Genomic DNA, 25701 nt, shown 5'->3' on the forward strand with positions numbered 1-25701 from the left:
GAATCTATTATCCAATTTAAATACTATTCAGACTCTGTTATTTTCGTCTTTAGAAATCATTGTCTCTATATGTTCTACTGGTAATACTAGAAAACTTATTCAGCCAAGCTTCGAATCTGAATGGGATTTACTTAAATTTGCAATTCAATAATTTTAAAAATTAATTTAAAAAAAATGTCAAGAATTCTTACCGGCATACAAGCCACCGGAACCCCACATCTTGGAAATCTTTTAGGTGCTATTATTCCTGCAGTTGAGCTTTCAAAGAAAGCAGGAAACGAATCATTTTTATTCATTGCGAACCTTCATTCGCTTACTCAGATTAAAGATGCAAAAGAACTGAAACAAAATACGTACGAAATTGCTGCAGCCTGGCTTGCCTGCGGACTGGATACCGAAAAAACATTCTTTTACAGACAGAGTGACATCCCTGAAACCTGTGAACTATCTTGGCATCTATCATGTTTTTTTCCATACCAGAGACTAACTTTAGCACATTCTTTCAAAGATAAAGCAGACCGGTTACAGGACGTTAATGCAGGACTGTTTACCTATCCTATCCTGATGGCTGCTGATATTTTATTATACGATGCTGAAATCGTTCCTGTAGGAAAGGATCAGCTCCAGCATCTGGAATTTGCCCGTGATGTAGCTTCAAGATTCAATAATCAGATGGGTGAAGTCCTGGTTTTACCTCAGGCTGAACTGCAGGAAGACACCAAATACGTTCCGGGAATTGACGGCCATAAAATGTCCAAATCAAGAGGAAACATCATCAATATCTTCTTACCTGAAAAGCAATTAAAAAAGCAGGTCATGAGCATAGAAAGTGATTCCAAATCTTTGGAAGAACCCAAAGACCCTTCTACTGATAAAACTTTTGCCATCTACGAATTGATTGCGACTCCTGATCAAACCGAAGAACTGAGAGCAAAATACCTGGCCGGTAACTTTGGTTACGGTCATGCAAAGAAAGAGTTATTAGAGTTAATCTTAGCAAGATTTGAAAGAGAGAGAGAATTGTTTTCTTATTACATGAACAATCTTGAAGAACTGGAAGCAAAACTTCAGGAAGGCGCTTTTAAAACAAGATCAATTGCCACAAAAACAATCAAAAGAGTCAGAGAAAGTCTGGGAATTTAAGTATAGAACCTTAATCCCTCTCATTTTTGAGAGGGATTTTTATAAATATTCTTTAATCTGTAAAAGGTGTTTAATAACTTTTAAGTTTTCCTGCTTCGGATTTTCATTCAGAACATCAAAGAAAATAACATCCATCCCGAAATCCTGTGCGCCGGTAACATCTGCGATCCAGTCATCGCCTATCAGAATACTTTCTTCTTTTTCTGCTCCGGCAAGACCCAAAGAATAGTTGAAAATGGCCGGATTCGGCTTTCTTACACCTACAGAATCTGCGCTGGTAATTGTTGTGAAATAATGAGCAATTCCCGATAAGATACACTTCCTTTCTGTAACTTCCTGAAAACCATTTGAAATGATATGCAAAGTATATCTTTTAGCTTTCAAATAATCTAAAATATATTCTGCACCTTCCACCAGGTGATTGTAATTAAGTATTTTATCTAAAAAGTGTTCTTCAAAAAACATAGACAACTCAAGGTCATCAATTCCAAAATGGTTGAATGTCCCATAAAACCTGTGTTTTCTCAAATATTCCTTATCAATTTCACCATCTCTTATCTGTTCCCAAAGCTTTTCGTTAATCTCATGGTACACAGAATGAAACTCTTCAAAATCTATGTTATATTTAAGGGTAATTTCTTCTTTGCCGAAAAGATCTTTAATGGTTAGATAAGCGTTTCTACGGTGATCCCAAAGCGTATTGTCAAGGTCAAAAAAAATGTGCTGAATTTTCATACAGCACAAAATTAATAATTAATTTTTTGAAAGTTGATAAGGTTGATCCTTAATCCTGACCACCTCAAGACTTTTTGAGAAACTCAGCAAAAAATCAATGGTTTGTTTTTTGGGTTTCAGACATTTCATTTTTAAAGAATCGTTATTTTTCATAGGCAGAAAAGTTTTTTCTTTAAAACGTGAAACATGGTGAATTATTATCTCGTCAATACAATATTATTTTCTTCCATTATTTTCCTTAGATTAATAAGTGCATAGCGCACCCTTCCCAAAGTAGTATTGATACTCATGTCCGTATGATCTGCAATTTCTTTGAAACTAAGTCCGTCAAAAAACCTGAGTTTTATCACCTCTTGCTGATTTGCGGGTAAGTACTGCAACATTTTCAGTAAATCTTCCTGAATCTGCATGCTTACCAACTGGTCTTCAATATTCTCTGAAGGCTCTCTGATCAGATCAAAGATCGAAAACTCATCATTTTCGAAGGTAGTTTCAGAAACCTTAATGTTTTTGGACTTTGCTCTGAAATGATCAATAATAAGATTCTGGGCAATTCTTTTTGCCCACAAAATGAATTTACCCTCCTCATTATAACGTCCTTCTTTGAGCATGATGATGATCTTGATAAAAGTATCCTGAAAAACATCATTCGCCAAATCTTCATCGTTGATCTTATACAGAATAAACGAAAAAAGATCTTTTTGATGACGGTGGATAAGGGTTGATAATGCTTCTTCGTCTCCTTTCTGATAAAGAGATATTAATAGGCTATCTGTTGATTTCATGACTTCTTCTCAGTATTTAACTGTATGCATGCAGTCTCCAAACATTCTGTCGGGTTTTTGCGTACTACAGGTTTGTATTAGAGTAGAGTCTTATCATTAAGCATTAAAATTATGCTGTAAATATAAATAAAATTTTAATAACTGTTAAGAAATTATAAGAAATTTTGATTGAATACGTAAAAAAATCTACTTAAACATATCATGTAAGAATGCCGTAGGAATATTTAGTGTGAAATTAATATTCAAGCCTTTCATTTCTTTACCATTTAATCTTGAATCTGCAATTGGAAATGCATATCCTCCGGTAAGATCAAGAAGCCCAAATAAAGAAACCCCTATTTTGGGAGCAACATATTTATTTGTCCCCTCTACTCCTGCCAGGAAATAATAGGAATGTTTGAAATCAACATTTTTTTCAAAATTCAGTAAGAGGTCAGCATTCACTTTCGGCATGATAGCAAACTCTGAATTGGCAGAGCCCATCAGTGCAGAAGCCCCAAGTCTGTAAATAACATCATCCGTCTTCAGGAACAGCAATTTACCGCCTACTTCCCCAAAACTCTGATTCTGGTACACATATCCTACATTAATCATCTTATGAATGGTGATTTGGGCATTGCTGTAAGCACCAAGAAACAAAATACACATTAATACAGCTAAGCCGCGAAAGTTCTTCATCTTTATTTATTTAAAACGTAAATTTAAAAAAAACTGCTTTATCTCATAAAGATAAAGCAGTTTTAATATCTAAAAGAAAAGATTAAATTCCAAAAGCGGATTTAACGTCTTCTACTTTGTCTAATTTTTCCCACGTAAAAAATTCCAGGCCTGTAAGAGTAAGTTCGTTTTTATGACCTTTATTAAACGTTTTATCAGCTGTAAATGACTCTCTTCCCATGTGGCCGTACGAAGCGGTCTCCTGATATATAGGGTTTCTTAATTTAAGATTCTGCTCAATAGCATACGGTCGCAAATCAAATATGGCGGAAATTTTTCTTGCAATTTCACCATCATTCATACCTACTTTTGAAGTTCCATAAGTATTGATGTATAAACCACATGGCTCAGCGACACCAATTGCATAAGAAACCTGTACCAAAACCTCATCTGCAACACCTGCAGCGACTAAGTTTTTAGCTATGTGTCTTGTAGCATATGCAGCACTTCGGTCTACTTTAGAAGGATCTTTTCCTGAGAACGCACCACCACCGTGAGCTCCTTTACCGCCATACGTATCTACGATGATTTTTCTTCCTGTAAGGCCAGTATCTCCGTGAGGACCTCCGATGACGAATTTTCCGGTTGGATTGATATGGTACTTGATCTGGTCGTTGAATAAAGCTTTAATTTCTTCCGTCTGCAGCGCAGTAACTCTTGGGATCAGTATATTTTTTATATCTTCTCTGATTTTGCTCAGCATTTCTTCTTCAGCAGCAAAATCATCATGTTGCGTAGAAACAACAATTGAGTCAATCCTCACCGGTTTATGATCGTCAGAATATTCAATAGTTACCTGGCTTTTAGCATCAGGACGAAGATAAGTTATTTCAGAATTTTCTCTTCTTATTGCTGAAAGTTCTTTAAGGATCGTATGTGCAAGGTCAAGAGCTAAAGGCATATAGTTAGCCGTTTCATTGGTTGCATAACCAAACATCATCCCCTGATCCCCTGCACCCTGCGCATTGGCTTTAGTCTCAAAAGTCTCATCAGAGGCTATTCGGTCAACACCCTGGTTGATATCCGGTGACTGTTCGTGGATTGCAGAAATAACTCCGCAAGAATCTCCGTTGAACATATATTCGCCCTTTGTGTATCCTATACCGTTGATTACCTCTCTTGCAATGGTCTGTACATCAAGGTAGGCATCTGATTTTACTTCACCTGCCAACACTACCTGTCCGGTAGTTACCAAAGTTTCACAAGCTACTTTTGAATTTTTATCGTATGCTAAAAAATGATCGATCAGCGCATCGGAAATCTGGTCGGCAATTTTATCCGGATGCCCTTCTGAAACGGATTCAGATGTAAATAAATAAGACATATTATTCTTTATTTTTTTAGATTAAAATGTTGAGGAAAAAATTGAATAATTGCCGGAAAAAGCTAAAAAGAATATACTGTTTTAGCATTTTTTTAGAGAGGTTGCAATCAGGTCAAATTTTTCCTCGTTATAAACGTCAGCAAATTTAAGTACTATTTTGGTAATACTCAAACCTTTTACCGGGTATTTATATTTTTCTTTACATTAATGAGATTTATCAATAATGAGATTATTGTGGTTTTATACTCACAAAATCCTTAGGATTTTCATTAAAATTCAATTTCGCAGCAAGTGATGTTTTAATAAATGATCCCAATTCATCGATAATTTTCTGTTTGAAAGTGGGTTTGTAATAAATAACACTGATTTCCCGGTAAGGAAAAGGTTTTTTGAATCTGAAAACCTTACCTTTCTGTTCTTCAGACAACTGATTTAAAGCAAGTTCTGGCAAAATACTGATTCCGCCTACTTTATCTACCATGTGTACGAGAGTCTGAATATTGGAAGCTAAGAAATCAAGATTTTTAGGTTTTAATCTGTTTTCTTTAAGATGACAGATATTTTCGAATTGGTTTCTTAAACAGTTGCCTTCTTCTAAAAGCCATACTTTTTCTACATTCAGTTCGTCAGGAACAACAAATGTATTCTTTTTGTTTGCTTCTGTATCTGAACTGTAGATCATCAGCTCTTCATTGAAAAGAAAATCCTGATAAAATTCGTTTGCATTATCATAGGGAGTGGAAATAATACCTGCATCCAGTTCTCCTGCCTTTAATGCTTTAATAATATTATCAGTAGTCATTTCCTTTACATTCATCAAAATTTTAGGGTTCTCTTCAAGGAAATGAAAAATTTCGGTCGGAAGAATAAATGATGACACTGTAGGAATAATTCCCAGATTAATAGTACCGCCTAAAATATTATTTAATAAATTAGCTTTGTTTTTTAGCTCATTGACCGCCTCTATAATGACTTTTGCCTGATCGATAATCTGCAATCCCACATCAGTTGTCCGGATGGGGTGAGTCGTTCTGTCAAAAACCTTTACATCCAGCTCATCTTCGAATTTTTGTATCATCGCACTCAGAGTTGGCTGAGTGATAAAACAGGCCTGAGCGGCTTTTCCAAAATGTTTATACTTATCAACAGCGATAAGATATTCCAATTGCTGAATGTTCATCTGATTAATATTATCTATTACAAAGATATGATGTTTTTAGTAGAATCAATTAAAAAAATCTACTAATTTTGGGGTAGCAAAAATGATAATAAGAGAAAAAAATAAATTAAATTAAATGATATGGATTCTAAAAAACTAACGTCAAGCAGCGGTGCACCGTACTTCGAACATCAAGATTCTCAGACAGCAGGTCCCAGAGGACCGGTTCTTTTACAGGACTTTATTTTACAGGAAAATCTTGCTCATTTTGTAAGAGAAAGAATTCCGGAAAGAATTGTGCATGCCAAAGGAAGCGGTGCATACGGAAAATTTACGGTGACCCATGACATCTCACAATATACAAAAGCGAAACTGTTTTCCCAGGTAGGAAATTCGTGTAAAATGTTTGCCCGTTTTTCTACAGTAGGTGGTGAAAAAGGAAGTGCTGATACAGCAAGAGACCCGCGCGGTTTCGCATTGAAATTTTATACTGAAGACGGAAACTGGGATCTGGTTGGAAACAACACACCGGTATTTTTTATTAAAGACGCAAAAAAGTTCCCTGACTTTATCCACACCCAAAAGAGAGTTCCGAAAACGAATCTGAAGAGCGCGACAATGATGTGGGACTTCTGGAGTTTAAACCCTGAATCTCTTCATCAGGTTCTTATCTTAATGTCAGAAAGGGGAACTCCTTACGGCTACAGACATATGCACGGATTTGGTTCTCATACATTTTCAATGATTAATTCAAACAATCAGAGAACATGGGTTAAATTTCATTTTAAAACAAAGCAGGGAATTAAAAATTTCACCAACGAGGAAGCTACAAAAATGGCAGGAGAAAATCCTGATTTTGCTCAGGAAGACCTATGTAATGCGATTGAAAACGGTGATTTCCCAAAATGGACAATGTACATTCAGGTGATGACTGAAGAACAGGCAAAAGAATTCAGATGGAATCCTTTTGATATTACCAAAGTATGGTCCCAGGGAGAGTTTCCCCTGATCGAAGTAGGAGAAATGGAATTAAATGAAATTCCGAATAACTTCTTTGCTCATGTAGAACAATCTATTTTTTCACCAAGTAATCTGATTAACGGAATCAGCTTTTCACCTGATAAAATGCTTCAGGGAAGACTATTCTCCTATCCTGACGCCCACAGATACAGGGTGGGTGTAAATGCTCACCAGCTGGAAGTAAACAGGTGTCCGTTTGCTGTCAACAATTACCAGAGAGACGGTTTCATGGCAGATTCAAGTGAATATCAGGACAAGCCTAATTACCATCCTAACAGCTTTGATGATATCCAGCCTGATTCAGCTTATAAAAATTTTGAATATGAATTAGACAGCAATCACGTTGCCAACTACAGCCGTAACGAGAATGATGATGATCATTATACTCAGCCAGGTTTACTTTACACAAAAGCTATGAATCAGGAAGACAGGGATCATCTTGTTAAAAACATCATAGACAATATGAGTGGTATTGACGGACCTAAAAGAGATGAAATCATCAACCGCCAGCTTTGTCATTTTTTCAGAGCAAATATAGAGTTGGGAATGAAAGTAGCCTCAGGATTAAACATCAATATTGATTCAAATATGATGAATCATTTAAAATAATTTCCGGAAAGATAAGCTAAAAAGGGAAAAAATTCACTTTTTCCCTTTTGTTTTTGCCAAATATTTTTTAATTTGCAGATTATTAAAGATATAGACGGCGAATGAGTTACGAAAACATAACCTTAGACAAGGAAGACAAAACTGCAATCATCACCATAAACAGACCTGAAAGTTTAAATGCACTGAACGCAAAAACAATAAAAGAAGTCAGTTATGCGTTAGATGAATTAGCGTCTGACCAGGAGATAAGAGTTATCATTATAACCGGAAGCGGAAATAAATCATTTGTAGCCGGTGCAGATATAAAAGAATTCAGCAACTTTAACCAGGTAGAAGCTGAAGAGCTTGCAAGAAGCGGACATGAGATTCTTTTTAATAAGATTGAAAATCTTTCTAAGCCTGTCATTGCAGCAGTAAATGGCTTTGCTTTAGGCGGTGGTCTTGAGCTTGCAATGTCATGTCACATAAGATATGCATCTGAAAATGCAAAATTGGGTCTTCCTGAAGTTACTTTAGGTTTGATTCCGGGATACGGAGGCACCCAAAGACTTCCAAAACTTGTAGGAAAAGGGATTGCCAACGAGATGATTTTCTCAGCAAAAATGATTTCTGCACAAAAGGCTAAAGAAATTGGCCTTGTGAATGAAGTATATTCATCGGAAGAGTTATTAGCCAAAACCAGGGAATTGGCTAAAGTAATTGCTTACAACTCTCCAATGGCAATTTCAAAAGCAATCCACGCTACCAATATGTCTGATACTGACAAAGGATTCGAGACCGAAATTAAATATTTCGGTGAACTTTTTGAATTAGAAGATAAAAAAGAAGGGGTTTCTGCTTTCCTTGAGAAAAGAAAGCCTAACTTTTAAGATTATTATATCACAATTATTTCGAAAAACAAACGATGAAGATGTATAATAAGTTTGACAAAGCTTATCTAAAAATGGCTCTGGAATGGGCAAAACTCTCCTACTGCGAAAGGAAACAGGTGGGAGCTCTTATTGTAAAAGATAGGATGATTATTTCAGATGGCTACAATGGTACCCCTTCTGGATCTGAAAACTGCTGTGAGGACGAAACAGGCAAAACACACTGGTACGTTCTGCATGCAGAAGCTAATGCGATTTTAAAACTTGCAGGTTCTACACAATCAGCACGGGGAGCTACCCTTTATCTCACGCTCTCTCCCTGTAAAGATTGCAGTAAATTGATATTACAGGCAGGGATTGAAAAACTCGTCTATATCAATGCTTATTCTGATGATGAAGGAATATCATTTTTAAAAAGCCACGGTATTGAGATAATACAGGTTTCCGAGAATGAATTACAAATTTAAAAAAAACACAACACAATGACTTGGGATGAAAAAATTAAAGATTTTGAAATTTTTCTGAGATTTGAAAGAAACTTTTCCGAAAATACGCTTGACGCTTACATAAGGGATATCAGAAAATTAAGAGATTATGCACAAAACGATCTTGAAAACGTTGGGCCGGATATAATCTCTTACGAAAATCTTCAGGAGTACATTTTTACTCTTTCCAAACAAAAATTCAGCGAGAGATCACAGGCTAGGTGGATCTCTTCCATCAAAGCATTTTTCAGATATCTCGCTGAAGATGAAATTCGCGAAGATAATCCTTCTGCACTTCTTGAAGGTCCAAAACTGGGTCTGTATCTGCCTGATACGTTAAGCCTTTCTGATATCAATAAAATAATTGATGCCATTGAGATACAGACTGACATTGGAAAAAGAAACCATTGTATTATAGAGGTTCTCTACGGCTGCGGAATCCGTGTTTCTGAGTTGATTGATATAAAGATATCAAATATTAATTTCAAAGAGAACTATATTAAAATTGTAGGAAAAGGAAATAAAACACGTTTTGTCCCCTTAGCAGACTATACTGCAGATTTACTGCAGACCTATATTCATGAGGTTCGGTCACAATGTAAGGTCAACAAAAAGCATGAGGATTCACTGTTTTTAAACAGCAGGGGTACATCCATGTCACGCGTAATCGTATTTGTCATTATCAAAGAACTTACTGATAAAGCAGGTATAAGCAAAAAAATATCTCCACATACCTTCAGACACTCATTTGCCACCCATTTATTACAAAACGGTGTAGATTTGCGGTATATACAGGAGATGCTGGGACATTCAAGCATTACAACCACTGCCGTTTACACTCATTTGAAAACTGAGGAACTGCGGGATGTCATTTTACATTACCATCCGAGAAACAAGGCTAAAATTATTGAATGAAAATATTAAAATACTGTCCGGAATGCGGCAAAGAAACATTGGATTGGGATGGCGAAAAGAAATGGAGCTGCCCCAACTGCAATTTTCGATTATATAACAATGTTGCCGGTGCAGTAGCAGTAGTGATTCGATGTGAGAATGAGATTTACCTTACACGAAGAAATCAGGAGCCGAAAAAAGGAAAGCTTGATCTCGCAGGCGGTTTTGTGGATCCTAAGGAAAGTGCAGAGAATACTTGTAAAAGGGAACTTTTTGAAGAGCTTAAACTCCCCATTGATATTGAGAGTCTCAAATATCTTACAAGTCTGCCCAATGTATATCAGTACAAGGAAATTGACTACAATACGATCGATTTATTCTACGAATATACTGTTTCAGAAAAATTTGAAGTCAGTCTGGAACTCTCGGAAATTTCAGAAGCTCAGTGGATTCATATGTCAGAAGTCAATCTTGATGATATCGCGTTCGATTCACAGAAAATATTTTTTGAAGATTACTTGAAGAACATTTAAGTTATTATACTCCCGCATATCGTAAAAATACCGAACAGGTGAAATTTTACAGTATGTGGGATTTTTTTTAACTAACATACTGAGAATAAGAAAGAAAATTCCTCCTTATTCACTCAAGATAAAATCAGGAAGATGCTTAATAGGATTTCGATTCTAAAATATTTTCAAAATATTGGATTAATACCGTTCTTTCAGCATCAGAGATATTGGCTTCATCATGATAGACCACATATGCAGGCAGCGGCATTGATTTATCCTGAAGTGTTTGCACTGCTTTTTTGAGCATACTTTCTTTCAGTTCTTTATTATAGCTGTTCCACAAAGAAAAATTTAAATGCTCACGTCCTTCATTCACATGATCTTTAACTGACCATGAAATGGGTGCTATATAAGCATATTTTGGATAAACTGTCTCATTGGAATGACAATCATAGCATGCACTTTTCAGCAATCCTGTTATCTTAAGCGGAGTTTTTTTTACATCAGTAAAATTGACTGACCGATTAACCGGCTGATTGATCTTATCGGTCGGAATAAACTGAATCAATGCAAAAAGTACAAGGGACCAGAAAACTATTCTTTTTACTGTCTTCATTATCTGCTACGTTGTAAAGTGTTGGTACCGGACGTTGTAGAATTATTAAAGGAGCCGTTATTATTAAAACCCTGCTGTGGCTGAGCCTCATCTTCCTTGTTTTCTTTTGGAGCCGTTTTAATCCCTTCAAATGTCCTTTTGTCATTCAGATCCCAATCTTCTTTAGATTCCCATAATGGTCTCGCAACAACCATTTTATAATAGACATAAGAGTCTTCAGCAAAAACCTGATTGACAAAATCTGCTTCATCCCAACGTTTGTTATTATTGTTGTCTACTAAAATCCTTACAATATATTCACCGGGTTTTACAATATCAAACTTAACAGCATTTCCGCTGGTATATTTTTGATATACTGCTTTTTCAGAAGTATCCAATAACTGAATCCAATATTTTGAGGTGGGAGCGTTCGTAAGGCTGAATGCCAAACTTCCATAGTTTTCTATTTTATCCGCTTCAAAATCAAATCTTTTGGACTCTGCATTTTTATCATAAAAAGATGAAACAGTAGTTTTCGGAATCGTAAGCTGATATTTTTTACCCGCAATAAAATCAGATTGGATTAATATCTGGTAAGGATTTGATTCTGATATTTTTGCTGTAAAATTCTGAGTCGTCAGACTGTCGCTTTTTAAAATCCATTTTTCAGGGCTTACCTTATCAACAATGTAATTTGAGGTAATTTTAAAATCTGTCTTTGGAGGAAGCAAATTTCCGTCCTCATTCGTCAGTGTCATTGTATTTTTTGCATTGTACTTGTAAAAAACGGAAGTTGAATCTTTTCTGTCATCCGCCTGATAACCGAATTTAAGATTTTCAGTAATTTTTTGGCCAACATCACTTTTTACGGCATCAAACCAAATTCTTACCGAATCTGACTTTGGGGTATGCGTTACTTTCAGATCCTGAAGTTTTTGATTTTTAGAAAAAACCTTTACATCGGTAGGATTGCCTTCGAAGGTCATTAGGATACCGCCCGGGATTTCTTTTAATTCCGGCTTTTTATATGGTTTTTTTGAAGGATACAGTTTTAAGTTCAAACCTGAAATTGACTTTTCAATTGTAACGGTATCTTTCTGAAATCCAATTTTCTCTTTCCCTGGATCATAAACCGAATTACCGTTTTCGTCATCGAAGGCGATAATTTTGTATTTGCCCGTCGCAAGATAATTGAGTTCATAATATCCATCGTCATCTACTTTTGTGATATAATATGGCTTTTTCCTGTAATCAATAGTGTCTTTCAGCTGATAGAGTCCCACGACCATCTTATTCTCGCTGCTGCTTTGTTTTTTTATGGTAAAAGCATCTTTTACTTCACCGCTTATGTAAAGATCATCCAGCTTTTCACCTGTAGAAAAGGCAAAATTAAAATATCTTAATATATTCGATTCACTGTTATCTGCAATCGAATTTCCAAAATTAAAATTATAGGTCGTATTTGCCTGCAGAGTATCTGACCATTGAATGACCAGAAACTTATTGGCAATATTTGAAGGAAGAATCCTTGTAATATTCTCTATCGGAGGGGAGATATTGAGATTTTTATTGATATCTTTCAGCGTGATGTATTCATCAAAATCGATTCTTAACTCTTTAATATCTCTTCTTACATTAACTCTTGTCGTATCAATATTTGAACTTAAGAACTTCGGAGCCAGCGTATCTTTAGGGCCTCCGACAGGCGCACCGACCCTAGCACAGGAATGTACCAGAAAAACAAAAACCAGTAAGAGGAAAATTCTTTTCATGAATATATTTGAGCAAAAATAAACATTATTCTCCAAAAACTTCGGTTCCTGACTTTAATGTGTCTTTATTATCATTCATAAGATGATGGAGCTTATCTTTCTGAGGTGGAAAATCTTCGAATAACCCAGATAGTGCCAATGCAGAATAAACTTTTCCGGAATATCTGTTTCCAATGGCCACAATGGTTACTTTTGATTTTAGAAGATGGGCAAATACAGAATTGGTTCCGTGCCACCAGCCATTATGATAAGTCAGTTTTTCACCGTTATCAAAAATTTTCATCCTGAACCCTAAACCATAATTATTCTGCCCTACCTTTTCATTACTGTAAGGAGCAAAGACCATCTGCATCAGCTGGGGTTTTAAAAAATCTTTTGAAAAAAGTGCTTTGGAAAAACTGTAAAGATCCCTGGGTGTTGTGTATACATTTTTATCACCATAGATCAGATCCAAACGGTCCAAAGGATATAATTTTTTTCCTCCATAGTAAAATGACTGTGCTGCAGTAGGAATGTCTTTTTCCTGAAAAATATATGTATTGGACATCTTCAATGGAGTGAACACCATCTCATTCATTGCCTGCGGAAAAGGAGTCTTTGTGATCTTCTCAATTAAAAGTGCAAGAAGTGCAAAATTGGTATTGCAGTACATAAAACCGGTATCAGTGTCTCTTGCCAGATCAGGTTTGTATTTGATGATCATATTCAGAACATCCTGATTGGTAATATATGTTTTTGTAAGTTCTGCCGGTGCGGGCTGAATTTTCGTTATAAAATATTCATATTTAGGAAGACCGCTTCTTTGATCCAATAAGGTCTGCACCGTTACTTCAGGATATGGAAATCCGGGAAAATGCTGCGTTAAGTGATCTGAAAGTTTAATCTTTCCGGCTTCGACCAACTTCAACATTGCCATTGCCGTGAGTGTCTTAGAAACTGATGCTACATGCAACGGAGTATTTTTATCGATCGGCATCTGATTACCCTCTCTTGCAAAACCTCTATAATTTTCAAATAAAATATCATTTCCTTTTGCCACTAAAATCCCGCCGCTTAAATCACTTCCTTCCCAGACTTTTTTATAATACTGATCAATATAATTGACAATAAAATCTTTATTCGAAAGAACAGCATCCTGAGGGGAAAATACTTTACCCAAATCAACATTCCCATAATTAGGAAGATTGGTACTGTTATCGGTGACAGACTCTTTATTTTCGGATTTGTTTTTGCAGGAAAAAAGAAATAAAAACAGGGTTGCAGCAAGTACAAAAGTAAGCTTCTTCATGAGTTTCAAAAATGAGTGGCAATTTAACAAAACTCAAAATAAATCATGAAGCATCCTTGCAAATTATGAATTATTTAACACAATAAACCCTTTCTAATCGGAAAAAGAAAAAAGTATTTTATCCACAATGACCTGGGCCAGTTTCTCTTTGCTCTGATGAGTCCATCCTGCAATATGCGGTGTGACAATTGTTTTTTCGGAATCTAAAAGGTATTGCAGATCTTCATTTTCGGTGTCAAGATTTTCAAAGGAAGCCTTTTCATATTCCAGGACATCAAGACATGCACCTCTCACTTTTCCAGATTTTAAACCTTCCACCAGGTATTCTGTTTCCACATTTTTCCCTCTCGCAGTGTTCACAAAATAGAAATCGTTTTTCATCTCAGAAATAAACTGAGCATTGATTAGATACTTTGTTGAATCCGTTAAAGGAATATGCAGACTTAACACTTCAGCTTTTTCTTTCAGTTCTTCCAAAGAAACCTGCGTTGCAAATTCATCCGAAAGATCAGGAATAATATCATGAAAAATCACCTTACAGCCAAATCCCGAAAGTCTTTTTGCAGTAGCTTTGCCCATATTGCCGTAGCCGATAAGACCTATTGTTTTACCCAACAATTCATCACCACGATTCTCCTCACGGAGCCAGACCCCATTTTTAACTTCAGCTGAAGCAATGAAAAGTCTGTGCATTAAAATAAGAAGCATTCCGACAACATGTTCGGCAACAGAATCCCTGTTTCCTTCAGGAGAATTGATTAGCTGAATTCCCAACTTCTCTGCTGCAGGAATATCAATATTTTCCATTCCGGCTCCTACCCTGGCGATAAATTTGAGGTTTTTTGCTTTCTTTAAAAAATTTTGATCTAAAGGAATCCGACTTCTGATAATCACTCCATCGTAATGTTGAATTTTTTGACAAACCTCATCATAAGAAGAGGTAAAATCTTCTTCCAGCGAAAAGTTTTTTGCCAAAAGCTGATCGGTAATGAGTTGATGGTTTTTATCTAAAAGGAGAATTCGCATATCTTTTAAACACTGATTATACTATTATTTTTTCATGAAGACCGCATCAATAGCTTCATCAATTACTCAATAATTATTGTGTACAAGTGCAGTCCATTTGAGTTATCTATATCTAAGAAGGTTCCTGAAACAGTTTCTTCAGTTCGACAGATTCCAGAGGCTTCATTCTGCCTGAAAGAATCAGAGAAAGTTCTTTTCTTCTGAGAGCTGCAGCATATCTTTCTTTCTCAACTTCTGTTTCCGGTTCCATGTCAGGAATTGGTATCGGTCTGTTAAATTCATCTACTGCTACAAATGTGTAGATTCCTTTATTGGTCTGTATTTTTTTGTGATTAATCGGGTCATCTAACCAAACATCAACATATATTTCCATAGAAGTGGAAAATGCACGGGAAACTTTAGATTCCATTACAACGATTCCTCCTTCCGGAATTGGATGATCAAATGAAACATGATTTACAGAAGCGGTCACCACTCTTCTTTCGCAATGTCTTGTTGCTGATATAGAAGCACATCGGTCCATTCTTGCCAGTAACTCTCCTCCGAAAAGATTTCTGAGTTGATTGGTATCATTGGGAAGTACGATATTCGTCATGATCGTCAGCGATTCTGAAGCTTTTTTTATTTTTGCCATCTTGTTGTTTTTTTGTTGGAATTGGATCTCCAGTTTTTTGCAGCCTGCTTTATAGAATCTTTGTGTAAGGAATCCGCTTTAAAAGCTTTTACAGAATCTGCTTTTTTGATCTGTGCAGAGTCTGGTTTTACAGGAATCTTCTTTTCAATTCTTCTCGTTTTTGTCTGTACCGAAACATCATCAAAAGATTTCTTTCCAAAAATAAGCTCCTGCTGCGTATAGGCTAAATATAACATTCCTAAGACAGGAATAATGAAAAGAAAAATCCAAAGAATCGATTTGTTGAATTTATAATCTTTTTCGGTATTTTTCGGGCTTTCGAAAGTCTGACCTTTATTGATATCTGAAAAGTGAATCTCTTCCAGACCATAAAAATCGGGGTGATCAGATTCCAGGCGGTTTCCTCTAAAATGGAGCTCTCCGTCTTCAATAAAAACAGTTCCCAGATCCTGAATCTCCAAAATCTGCTCTGCCTGAAGTTTTTTCTTCCAAAAATCGGTCTGTACCTGCAATTCATTTTCAGCAGCTTCTTTTGAAATTGCCTTTTGATCGCTGACAAACCGGGTCAGATCGTCGGATAAAACCTGATAGTCAGAATGAAAAGAAATTTTTGTAGAGGGAGGAAGGATACTTCCGTTTTCTGAATTGATGACTGCTTTAGAATTTTCCAGAGAAAATACACCAAACTTCGGCACGGTTACGGTCCCGAATTGTTTCAAATAGTCTAAAATGTAAGCTGAAATATTCATTTGACGGCAAATTTATAACTTTTTCACGACTTTTAGGGAGATTTGTTTTTACTAAAACAGACCTCATGGAAGACAAAAACTCTTTCATTCTTAAAAACGCTGTAATCACACAGTTTTTTTTTAAGATCATGAAAATTTATTAGTTATCTAAGGCGTTCCACTCAGATAAGATGACCATAGATTCTAAATATATACCGTCGTTTTAAATAAATCCCTTAAAGAATTTTACATGCAGAATCTTTGATGAATACAGAATTACAGAGATTCTGTTGGGTGCTCACGCTGTGATCACACAGGATTTTCTGATTATTACTGAGAAATTTTCTTTTCACAATAGCATCCTGTTCAGCTCTGTTCACAATGAGCTTATGTTTGACCTAGCATACCATAAAAAAAGACTGCCGAAGCAGTCTTAAAAAAAATTAATCTGAACTTACTGAATATATTAATGTGACCGGTATCTCGTTTGTTTACTGAATTTTCCAGCTGATTCCAAACATAAAATTAGTTCCTGCCTGGGAATAGTAAAGAGGATCTCCTTCCCAGACCGCCCCGTTGTTTACGTATTTTTTATTCAAAAGATTATTGACCAACAGTTTCAAAGCAACATCATTTCCTGCAACTTTAAAGTGATACTGCGCATTAAAATCAGTCAGAAAATAATCTTTGAGCTGTAAACTTTTATTTTCTGTATTATCTAAATACTGTTTTCCAACATACTGGTTCATTAAAGAAAATTCGAAATTTTTATCCGGATTAAATTTCAATCCTAAATTGGCAATCACATTTGGAGAAAAAGAAATTTCAGTATTCCCCAGTTCAGTCACTACGTTATTGTTTTCTGTATTAAAATCCAGGTTACTATTCTGACTTAAACTTACATTTCCTGATATTTCAAATTTCTTTGAAAGTTTTGCCAGGGCACCAACTTCAATTCCTCTCCTGTAGCTTTCCCCGGAATTGGTTCTGATAAAGGCTCCCACATTATTCAGTTCGCCATTTAAAACCAATTGATTTACATAGTACATATAATAAAGATTGGCTGTTAAAGACACTGCCCCTAACTGTTTTTCCAGACCGGCTTCAAAATCGTGCAACTTTTCAGCTTTTACATTACTGTCTGCAATAAGATCATCCCGATTGGGTTCGCGTTGTGCATGGGCATAAGACAGGAAAACTTTTCCGCTTTCTATTCTATAATTAACGCCCGCTTTTGGATTAAAGAAAAGCCAGTTGCGTTTAATATCGGCACCTTCTTCGTCGCCTGCTGTTAAAATTTTTGTATCGTAATCGATATTTCTAAGCTGAAGATCTCCGAAAAATTCGAAATCATTTACTTTAATCAAAGCTTTGGCAAAGCCGGAGACTTCATTTTTCACAGAACGGTTCCTGTAATATTCGTGCTCATCAATCTGTGGGAAGAAAACTCCCGTGACATTTCCAAAATGCCTTCCGTAGTATTGATTAGCTACAGCACCGAAATTGACATCCAGATTTTCAAATTTGCCGTACAAAGTAGATACAACTCCATAGAAATCATTATTCAGCCATTTTTTTCTGATAAAATCAGATCTTTCCAAAAGTGTGGATCCTTCCGTGATATTCGGAAGGTTATATCGTGAAAAACGGTTGTCCTGACGGTAATTTTCGTAATATCCTTTTCCTTTTGTGTAATGGAATGTTGTTTCAAGATTCCATCTGTCATTCAATCCCTGCTCCCAAAGTAACTGGTAGTGATTTTGTCTGTAGTTATCGGTCTCATTACCGTAAAAACCGGAAATATCTCCTGTGCTGTTATAAATCGCACCTGAAGGATTGAATCTTGGGTTGGTTTCCCATGTCTTTCTGTCGATCCCGTTCCAGGCCTGGTAGGTTTTTTCTTTTCCGCCAAAAGCCATCAGCCGGATTTTGGTATTTTTTTCTTCAAACAGAGCCGTAAAATTATATGAATGTAAATCTGAAAAAGCCCTGTCAATATATCCGTCTGAATGAATGTTGGTATATCTTCCCATAACGGAAAGGCGATCTTTCCAGAATTTCCCGGAACCTACCTCTGCAGAGTATTTATACGTATTAAAAGATCCATAACTGTCATCTGTTTTAAAGTAAAACTTTTCTTCAGGTTCTTTGGAAATCACATTAATACTTGCCCCAAAAGCAGAAACTCCGTTGTTAGACGTCCCTACTCCCCTCTGAATAACAATCTGTGATGCAGAACTTGTAAGATCGGGTACATTGACAAAGAAAGTTCCCTGACTTTCAGAATCATTAAAAGGAACCCCGTTCATCATTACATTGATTCCCCTACCTGCCACTCCACGAATTCTGAAGCCGGTATAGCCTACCCCGTTTCCTGCATCTGAAGTTGATATGATGGAAGTTTGGTTTTTCAGAAGAATAGGTAAATCCTGTCCTAAATTTCTTCCGTCTAAATCTTTCTGTACATTAATGATTTCTTTGGCAACGGGAAGCCGTCTGGTAAAATTGATAGCTTCGATTTCTCTGATTTTGATAGAATCTGAAGTTTGAGCCTGTACAAAACTTATAGAACCTGCGGTAAGCCCTAAAAAAAATAATCCTTTCATTCTTATAAACTTTAAAATTTAATGGAATAAAAGGGGCGGATTATGATGAGTGATTAGTCATCGGTACTAAGTAATATTTGAGAATTGCTTATTACTTCAATACCTATTGCTCATTTTTAAGTTCCCTAAACAGCATTACCTGTTCCAGGTTCGTTGGGTATAATCTCAGCCCCGTCGGAGCACCCCTTTAATTTCAGCGCAAAATTACAAAAATTTAATGATCTTTCAAATTCAGTATGATTTATTGTTAGAATCAATATAATAATAGGTTTTATCGTCTTTTGTCACTTCAAACATTTTTCCCAGTTTCCAACTGTAATTTCTTTTGATATCTGAATATTCGAAAGGAATGATGATATTATTGTTGACATCAATAATACCGAACTTATCTTTATGTGAAGCAACAATCATGGGATTTGCCAAATCATCTCCTTCTAAAATATGCAGATATTCATACTTGGGATAAATTTTAAATTGAGAACGATCCGAAGGATTACTGAATGTTGCATCTTCGATAATCCCATAATGACTATTTAAAATGTAGGCATGATACAATTGTTTTTTAAATTCAGCCTTACACTTACCCAGGTCTTCATTTTTAATTTGATATACTTTTTTACCTGCTTTGTCAATTCTGTAAGAGATATTATTCTTTTCAACCGTAGCAAACTGAGCAGTTCCAAATTTCTTTGCTTTTGGATTCGGCGAGTTCAGAAGATTACAATCTTCCGCAAAAAACATTGCAATATGGTACTCGGGCTTGATCACAAGTTTACCATTTTGATTAACATAACCAAAATTATCATTTGATTTTTGCGGAATCAATAAAGGAAGATTTTCATTCAGAACACCAGGATTATTCCCTGATTTTTTTTCAACAGCCTGTACTTCCGCCTTTTTCTGATAAACTAACTTATTACTTTTCAAGTTTTTAGACTGAGCAGATAGACTCAGGAATGAGATGACAGCGATAGCATTAAAAACTTTCTTCATGTTTATTTGTGTTCAAAATATCTGCCAAAAATAGAAAAATATAAAATACATATTTATATACAATCTAAATAATTTTTTACCTGAAAAAAATTAAAATTCCGTATTTTTGGGAACATTTTTAAATGTTTGATAATCGTAAAGCGTTTTCAGGACTCAAGATTGATATTCTCCATCAAAATTCTCCAGACGTTTTATCAGAAAAAAGTTTTCGCTGCGAAACAGATCGCAGGTAACCACTTCCATTTACAGAAAAGTCCTTGGAAGCCTGTCCATCGGGACAGATTATTATCTTACATTTTCAAAATGATGTAGATTGTATTTTATTTCTGTGCTGTTGATGATTCAGAAACTATTCCGCCAATCTGCATTTAACAATAAAAAGAACTTCTATTTATGAACATTTATCAGGATTACATCCAAGAAATTGAGGAAAGAAAAAATCAGGGGCTTCACCCAAAACCAATTGATGGTGCTGAATTACTCAGCGCAATCATTACACAGATTAAGGATACGAATAACGAGTACAGAACTGATTCTTTAAAATTCTTTATCTACAATACTTTACCGGGTACAACGAGTGCTGCCGGTGTGAAAGCTCAGTTTTTAAAAGAAATCATTTCAGGTGAATCCGTATTAGAAGAAATAACCCCTGCATTTGCATTCGAATTATTATCACATATGAAAGGCGGGCCTTCTATTGAAGTGCTTTTGGATCTAGCCTTAGGTAATGACGCTCAGATTGCTAAAGAAGCGGCACATGTTCTTAAGACCCAGGTATTCCTTTATGAGGCAGACACGGACCGTCTGAAAAATGCATTCAACAGTGGGAATGAAATAGCAAAAGAAATTATTGAAAGCTACGCTCAGGCTGAGTTTTTCACAAAACTTCCGGAAGCGGCTGAGGAAATTAAAGTCGTAACCTATATCGCCGGAGAAGGTGACATCTCAACAGATTTACTGTCACCGGGTAATCAGGCACACTCAAGATCAGACCGTGAACTGCATGGTAAATGCATGATGTCACCTCAGGCACAGGAAGAAATCCAGGCTTTACAGGCACAGCATCCTGACAAAAGCGTTATGCTTATTGCGGAAAAAGGAACCATGGGTGTAGGCTCATCAAGAATGTCCGGAGTAAATAACGTGGCTCTCTGGACGGGTAAGAAAGCAAGTCCTTACATTCCATTTGTCAATATCGCACCGATCGTTGCAGGTACTAACGGTATTTCCCCAATCTTCCTTACTACAGTCGATGTAACCGGAGGGATTGGGATTGATCTTCAAAACTGGGTGAAAATCCTGGATGATAATGGAAACCCAATCCGTAATGAAAATGGTGAACCGATTCTTGAAGAAAAATATTCTGTAGCAACCGGAACAGTTCTTACAATCAATACAAAGACTAAAAAATTATACAACGGCGACCAGGAATTGAAAGATATTTCCAAATCATTTACGCCGCAGAAAATGGAATTCATCAAAGCTGGTGGGTCTTACGCTATTGTTTTTGGTAAAAAATTACAGACCTGGGCATCAAACATTTTAGGAATTGAGATCCCTGCGGTTTATGCTCCGTCAAAAGAGATTACGAAAGAAGGAGCCGGCCTTACTGCTGTTGAAAAAATATTCAACAAAAATGCGGTGGGCTTAACTCCCGGAAAAGTTTTACACGCCGGATCCGATGTACGTGTGGAAGTTAATATCGTTGGTTCTCAGGATACAACCGGTCTGATGACCGCTCAGGAACTGGAATCGATGGCTGCAACGGTTATTTCACCAATTGTCGACGGTGCTTACCAGTCAGGATGTCACACGGCTTCAGTATGGGATAAAAAAGCGCAGGCAAACATTCCGAGACTAATGAAATTCATGAATGATTTCGGTTTGATTACCGCACGTGATCCAAAAGGTGAATACCATGCCATGACTGATGTTATCCACAAAGTACTCAATGACATTACCATTGACGAGTGGGCAATCATTATCGGTGGTGACTCCCATACCAGAATGTCTAAAGGTGTTGCATTCGGAGCTGATTCAGGAACAGTTGCTCTTGCTCTTGCAACAGGGGAAGCATCAATGCCTATCCCTGAATCTGTAAAGGTAACTTTCAAAGGAGATATGAAACGTCATATGGATTTCCGTGATGTCGTACATGCTACCCAATTACAGATGCTGCAGCAGTTTGGAGGAGAAAACGTATTCCAGGGGAGAATTATCGAGGTTCACATCGGTACACTTCCTGCAGATCAGGCATTTACTTTTACAGACTGGACTGCAGAGATGAAAGCTAAAGCGTCTATCTGTATTTCTGAAGATGATACTTTAATCGAATCTTTAGAAATTGCAAAAGGAAGAATTCAGATTATGATTCACAAAGGAATGGACAATCACAATCAGGTTCTTCAGGGACTGATCAATAAAGCCAATAAAAGAATCACAGAAATCAAATCCGGTGAAAAACCTGCTTTAACTCCTGATTCGAATGCCAACTATTATGCAGAAGTAGTTGTTGACCTGGACATCATTGTTGAACCGATGATTGCCGATCCGGATGTAAACAACGAAGATGTTTCCAAAAGATACACCCATGATACCATCAGAGATCTTTCTTTCTACGGAGGAGATAAGAAAGTTGACCTTGGATTCGTAGGATCCTGTATGGTGCACAAAGGTGACTTGAAAATTGTTTCCCAAATGCTTAGAAACATTGAAAGACAGCAGGGCAAAGTTGAATTTAATGCTCCTTTGGTCGTAGCTGCTCCAACGTATAATATTATTGATGAATTAAAAGCTGAGGGCGACTGGGAATTACTTGAAAAATACTCTGGTTTTGAATTTGATGATAACGCTCCTAAAGGTGCAGCAAGGGTAGAATATCAGAATATGATGTATCTGGAACGTCCAGGCTGTAATCTGTGCATGGGTAATCAGGAAAAAGCGGAAAAAGGCGATACCGTTTTGGCAACCTCAACCCGTCTTTTCCAGGGAAGGGTCGTTGAGGATTCTGAACGTAAAAAAGGAGAGTCCCTGCTTGCATCTACTCCGGTTGTTGTACTTTCAGCAATTTTCGGAAGAATTCCTAATATAGAAGAATACAAAGCAGCAGTGGAAGGTATTGACCTTACTAAATTTGCCCCTCCGATCAAGGAATTGGTGGCAGTTGGTCATTAATACATTGCCTCCATAACAGTCAGATAACTGTTTTTAAATAATTTAAAATTGGAAGATTTTGATCCTTCGGGACTTAAAATCTTCCAATTTTTTGTTTAGAATATTTCTATTTAAGACCCACATCCATTATTTTAAAATTAATTAGCAAAAATAAATTCTATTTTTTCTTAACTTGATAGAAATAAAATATCCTCATCATTCAACAGAATTATCTTTTTGACAGATTGTAGGAACAAAATTTGATTCATCAAACAGGATCCGTTTTAAATATTGATTTAATTCAGAGCCATTATTGGAAAAGAAAAAATAGATTAAGATATGACTTTCGACATTGACATGATTAAAAAAGTGTACGAACGTTATCCTGAACGTATTGCAGCCGCAAGACAGATCACAGGAAAACCTTTGACACTATCAGAAAAGATCCTTTACACCCACTTGTGGGAAGGAAATTCAACACAGGAATATGAGAGAGGAAATTCATACGTGGATTTTGCTCCGGACAGAGTAGCCATGCAGGATGCAACTGCACAGATGGCACTTTTACAATTTATGCAGGCAGGAAAAGCTAAAGTAGCGGTTCCATCGACTGCACATGCTGATCACTTAATTCAGGCAAGAGTAGGTGCAGAATCAGATTTGCAGGAGGGTATCAACAAAAACTCTGAGGTTTTCAACTTTCTGGGTTCTGTATGTGAAAAATACGGGATTGGTTTCTGGAAACCGGGAGCAGGTATTATTCACCAGGTTGTACTCGAAAACTACGCTTTCCCGGGTGGAATGATTATCGGTACTGATTCGCATACCGTAAATGCAGGAGGATTGGGGATGGTTGCCATCGGAGTCGGTGGTGCAGATGCAGTAGACGTGATGGCAGGAATGCCCTGGGAACTTAAAATGCCTAAATTAATCGGTGTAAAACTGACAGGAAAAATGTCAGGCTGGACTTCTGCCAAGGATGTTATTCTTAAAGTGGCAGGAATTCTTACGGTAAAAGGAGGAACAGGATGTATTGTAGAATATTTCGGTGACGGTGCGATTTCTTTATCTGCAACCGGTAAAGGAACAATCTGTAATATGGGTGCTGAAATCGGTGCTACAACTTCTACTTTCGGATATGACGACTCAATGAGAAGATATCTTGCATCCACGGGCAGACAGGATGTAGTAGATGCCGCAGATCAGATTGCTGAACATTTAACAGGTGATGCTGAAGTATACACAAACCCTGAACAATATTTTGATCAGGTGATAGAAATTGATCTTTCCGAGCTGGCACCTCATCTTAACGGACCTTTTACTCCGGATTTAGCAACACCTGTTTCTGAATTTAAAGAAAAAGCAGAAGCAAACGGATGGCCTATTGAAGTAGAATGGGCACTAATTGGATCGTGTACGAATTCTTCTTACGAAGACTTGTCAAGAGCCGCTTCTATTGTTGAAGATGCAGTAGCAAAAGGGGTAAAACCTAAAGCTATTTTAGGAATCAATCCAGGCTCTGAACAAGTAAAATTTACAGCAGAAAGAGACGGTTTCTTAGATTCTTTCAGAAAGTTTGAAAATGCAAGAATCTTTACCAATGCCTGCGGGCCATGTATCGGACAGTGGGACAGAGAGGGATCTGAAAAAGGGGAGAAAAACTCAATCATTCACTCTTTCAACAGAAATTTTGCAAAGAGAGCAGACGGAAATCCAAACACCCATGCTTTTGTTGCTTCACCGGAAATGGTAGCAGCTATTGCCATATCAGGAAGATTAGACTTTAACCCGATTACAGATACTCTGACTGCCGAAAATGGTGAGCAGATCAAATTAAATGAGCCAAGCGGTCACGAATTGCCCTCTAAAGGATTTGCCGTCGATGACAATGGTTATCAGGCACCTTCAGCAGATGGTTCAGCTGTAGAAGTAAAGGTAAGCCCGACTTCTGACAGGCTGCAGTTACTGGAAGAATTTCCTGCGTGGGACGGTAACAATATTACTGGAGCAAGAGTTTTGATTAAAGCTTTCGGAAAGTGTACGACTGATCATATATCGATGGCAGGTCCGTGGCTGAAGTACAGAGGCCATCTTGATAATATTTCCAACAATATGCTGATAGGCGCAGTTAATGCTTACAATATGGAAACCAACAACGTTAAGAACCAGCTCGATGGCACTTACGGTGAAGTTCCTGCTGTTCAGAGAGCATACAAGGCTGCGGGAATTCCTTCGATTGTTGTCGGAGACCAAAACTATGGTGAAGGTTCCTCAAGGGAACACGCAGCGATGGAACCGAGACATCTTGGTGTTAAAGCAGTATTGGTAAAATCATTTGCGAGAATTCATGAAACAAACCTTAAAAAACAAGGGATGTTGGGATTGACTTTTGCTGATGAATCTGACTATGATAAGATTCAGGAAGATGATGTTGTCAATTTCACTGATCTGGATCAGTTTGCACCGGGAAAACAATTGACTTTAGAATTCATCCATACTGACGGAACAAAGGACACTGTCATAGCAAACCATACGTATAATGCCCAACAAATAGACTGGTTTAAAGCAGGTTCTGCCCTTAATCTTATCAAGAGACAGGAAAATTAATCAGTAATTAATCAATTATAAAAATAAGCAGCTCTTTTATTGGAACT

General features: G+C 36.8%; 21 protein-coding genes. 8 read left to right on the forward strand and 13 right to left on the reverse strand.

Translation table 11 applies throughout. The annotated features are described in order from the left end of the window. Nucleotides 1-174 precede the first annotated feature (174 nt). Nucleotides 175-1143, forward strand: a complete 969-nt coding sequence (gene trpS, locus AC2A07_RS00185; protein WP_484048686.1) for a tryptophan--tRNA ligase — start codon at nt 175-177, stop codon at nt 1141-1143. 39 nt (nt 1144-1182) lie between these two features. Here the strand turns inward: trpS and AC2A07_RS00190 are convergent, their stop codons facing one another. The 5 genes from AC2A07_RS00190 to AC2A07_RS00210 all read right to left on the reverse strand — a co-directional run bounded on the left by AC2A07_RS00190 (nt 1183) and on the right by AC2A07_RS00210 (nt 5884). Continuing rightward, nucleotides 1183-1878: a YjjG family noncanonical pyrimidine nucleotidase gene (locus tag AC2A07_RS00190; RefSeq protein WP_484048687.1), complete on the reverse strand. Its 696-nt coding sequence runs from the start codon at nt 1876-1878 to the stop codon at nt 1183-1185. Nucleotides 1879-2075: 197 nt separating this feature from the next. Next, on the reverse strand, nt 2076-2663 hold the full coding sequence (locus AC2A07_RS00195; RefSeq protein ID WP_314492889.1) for an RNA polymerase sigma factor: 588 nt from the start codon (nt 2661-2663) through the stop codon (nt 2076-2078). 186 nt (nt 2664-2849) lie between these two features. Then, on the reverse strand, nt 2850-3311 hold the full coding sequence (locus AC2A07_RS00200; RefSeq protein WP_484048920.1) for a hypothetical protein: 462 nt from the start codon (nt 3309-3311) through the stop codon (nt 2850-2852). A gap of 112 nt (nt 3312-3423) precedes the next feature. Further along, complete coding sequence (gene metK, locus AC2A07_RS00205) at nt 3424-4704, reverse strand: methionine adenosyltransferase (RefSeq protein ID WP_484048688.1); 1281 nt, start codon at nt 4702-4704, stop codon at nt 3424-3426. Nucleotides 4705-4933: 229 nt separating this feature from the next. Further along, the gene (locus tag AC2A07_RS00210) at nt 4934-5884 is read right to left on the reverse strand and encodes a LysR substrate-binding domain-containing protein (RefSeq protein WP_484048689.1); all 951 of its coding nucleotides are present in this window, start codon (nt 5882-5884) and stop codon (nt 4934-4936) included. Between the two features lie 120 nt (nt 5885-6004). On the opposite strand from AC2A07_RS00210, the gene AC2A07_RS00215 reads away from it, so the two are divergent. The 5 genes from AC2A07_RS00215 (at nt 6005) to AC2A07_RS00235 (ending at nt 10273) form a co-directional block, all read left to right on the forward strand. Next, nucleotides 6005-7492, forward strand: a complete 1488-nt coding sequence (locus AC2A07_RS00215) for a catalase (RefSeq protein WP_484048690.1) — start codon at nt 6005-6007, stop codon at nt 7490-7492. A 101-nt stretch (nt 7493-7593) separates the two neighbouring features. Further along, a complete protein-coding gene (locus tag AC2A07_RS00220) occupies nt 7594-8361 on the forward strand; it encodes an enoyl-CoA hydratase-related protein (RefSeq protein WP_484048691.1) in 768 nt (255 codons plus the stop codon). 35 nt (nt 8362-8396) lie between these two features. Beyond that, a complete protein-coding gene (locus AC2A07_RS00225; protein WP_484048692.1) occupies nt 8397-8828 on the forward strand; it encodes a deoxycytidylate deaminase in 432 nt (143 codons plus the stop codon). Between the two features lie 15 nt (nt 8829-8843). Continuing rightward, a complete protein-coding gene (gene xerD / locus AC2A07_RS00230; protein ID WP_484048693.1) occupies nt 8844-9761 on the forward strand; it encodes a site-specific tyrosine recombinase XerD in 918 nt (305 codons plus the stop codon). Next, nucleotides 9758-10273, forward strand: coding sequence for an NUDIX hydrolase (locus AC2A07_RS00235; protein ID WP_484048694.1), 516 nt, complete (start codon nt 9758-9760; stop codon nt 10271-10273). The genes xerD and AC2A07_RS00235 overlap by 4 nt, the downstream gene beginning before the upstream one ends. Before the next feature lie 136 nt (nt 10274-10409). Here AC2A07_RS00235 and AC2A07_RS00240 read toward each other — a convergent pair whose 3' ends face one another. The 8 genes from AC2A07_RS00240 to AC2A07_RS00275 all read right to left on the reverse strand — a co-directional run bounded on the left by AC2A07_RS00240 (nt 10410) and on the right by AC2A07_RS00275 (nt 19894). Next, the gene (locus tag AC2A07_RS00240) at nt 10410-10868 is read right to left on the reverse strand and encodes a heme-binding domain-containing protein (protein WP_314492912.1); all 459 of its coding nucleotides are present in this window, start codon (nt 10866-10868) and stop codon (nt 10410-10412) included. Continuing rightward, entirely contained in the window at nt 10868-12619 is a 1752-nt protein-coding gene (locus AC2A07_RS00245; RefSeq protein ID WP_484048695.1) for an Ig-like domain-containing domain, read from the reverse strand. The genes AC2A07_RS00240 and AC2A07_RS00245 overlap by 1 nt, the downstream gene beginning before the upstream one ends. A 25-nt stretch (nt 12620-12644) precedes the next feature. After that, nucleotides 12645-13907: a serine hydrolase domain-containing protein gene (locus AC2A07_RS00250; RefSeq protein WP_484048696.1), complete on the reverse strand. Its 1263-nt coding sequence runs from the start codon at nt 13905-13907 to the stop codon at nt 12645-12647. Nucleotides 13908-14000: 93 nt separating this feature from the next. Further along, nucleotides 14001-14933, reverse strand: coding sequence for a 2-hydroxyacid dehydrogenase (locus AC2A07_RS00255; protein ID WP_484048697.1), 933 nt, complete (start codon nt 14931-14933; stop codon nt 14001-14003). Between the two features lie 112 nt (nt 14934-15045). Further along, nucleotides 15046-15567: a hotdog domain-containing protein gene (locus AC2A07_RS00260; RefSeq protein WP_314492924.1), complete on the reverse strand. Its 522-nt coding sequence runs from the start codon at nt 15565-15567 to the stop codon at nt 15046-15048. Then, nucleotides 15555-16316 (reverse strand): HU domain-containing protein, encoded by a 762-nt coding sequence (locus AC2A07_RS00265; protein WP_484048698.1) that lies wholly within the window; start codon nt 16314-16316, stop codon nt 15555-15557. Before AC2A07_RS00265 ends, AC2A07_RS00260 begins: the two co-directional genes overlap by 13 nt. A 470-nt stretch (nt 16317-16786) precedes the next feature. Further along, on the reverse strand, nt 16787-18901 hold the full coding sequence (locus AC2A07_RS00270) for a TonB-dependent receptor (RefSeq protein WP_484048699.1): 2115 nt from the start codon (nt 18899-18901) through the stop codon (nt 16787-16789). Nucleotides 18902-19132: 231 nt separating this feature from the next. Further along, nucleotides 19133-19894, reverse strand: coding sequence for a WG repeat-containing protein (locus tag AC2A07_RS00275; RefSeq protein ID WP_484048700.1), 762 nt, complete (start codon nt 19892-19894; stop codon nt 19133-19135). A 393-nt stretch (nt 19895-20287) separates the two neighbouring features. On the opposite strand from AC2A07_RS00275, the gene AC2A07_RS00280 reads away from it, so the two are divergent. Both AC2A07_RS00280 and AC2A07_RS00285 read left to right on the forward strand, forming a co-directional pair. Further along, complete coding sequence (locus tag AC2A07_RS00280) at nt 20288-23068, forward strand: bifunctional aconitate hydratase 2/2-methylisocitrate dehydratase (RefSeq protein WP_484048701.1); 2781 nt, start codon at nt 20288-20290, stop codon at nt 23066-23068. Between the two features lie 318 nt (nt 23069-23386). After that, entirely contained in the window at nt 23387-25654 is a 2268-nt protein-coding gene (locus tag AC2A07_RS00285; protein WP_484048702.1) for an aconitate hydratase, read from the forward strand. Nucleotides 25655-25701 lie beyond the last annotated feature (47 nt).

The organism is Chryseobacterium sp. HNCC26DJ238, assembly GCF_057180465.1.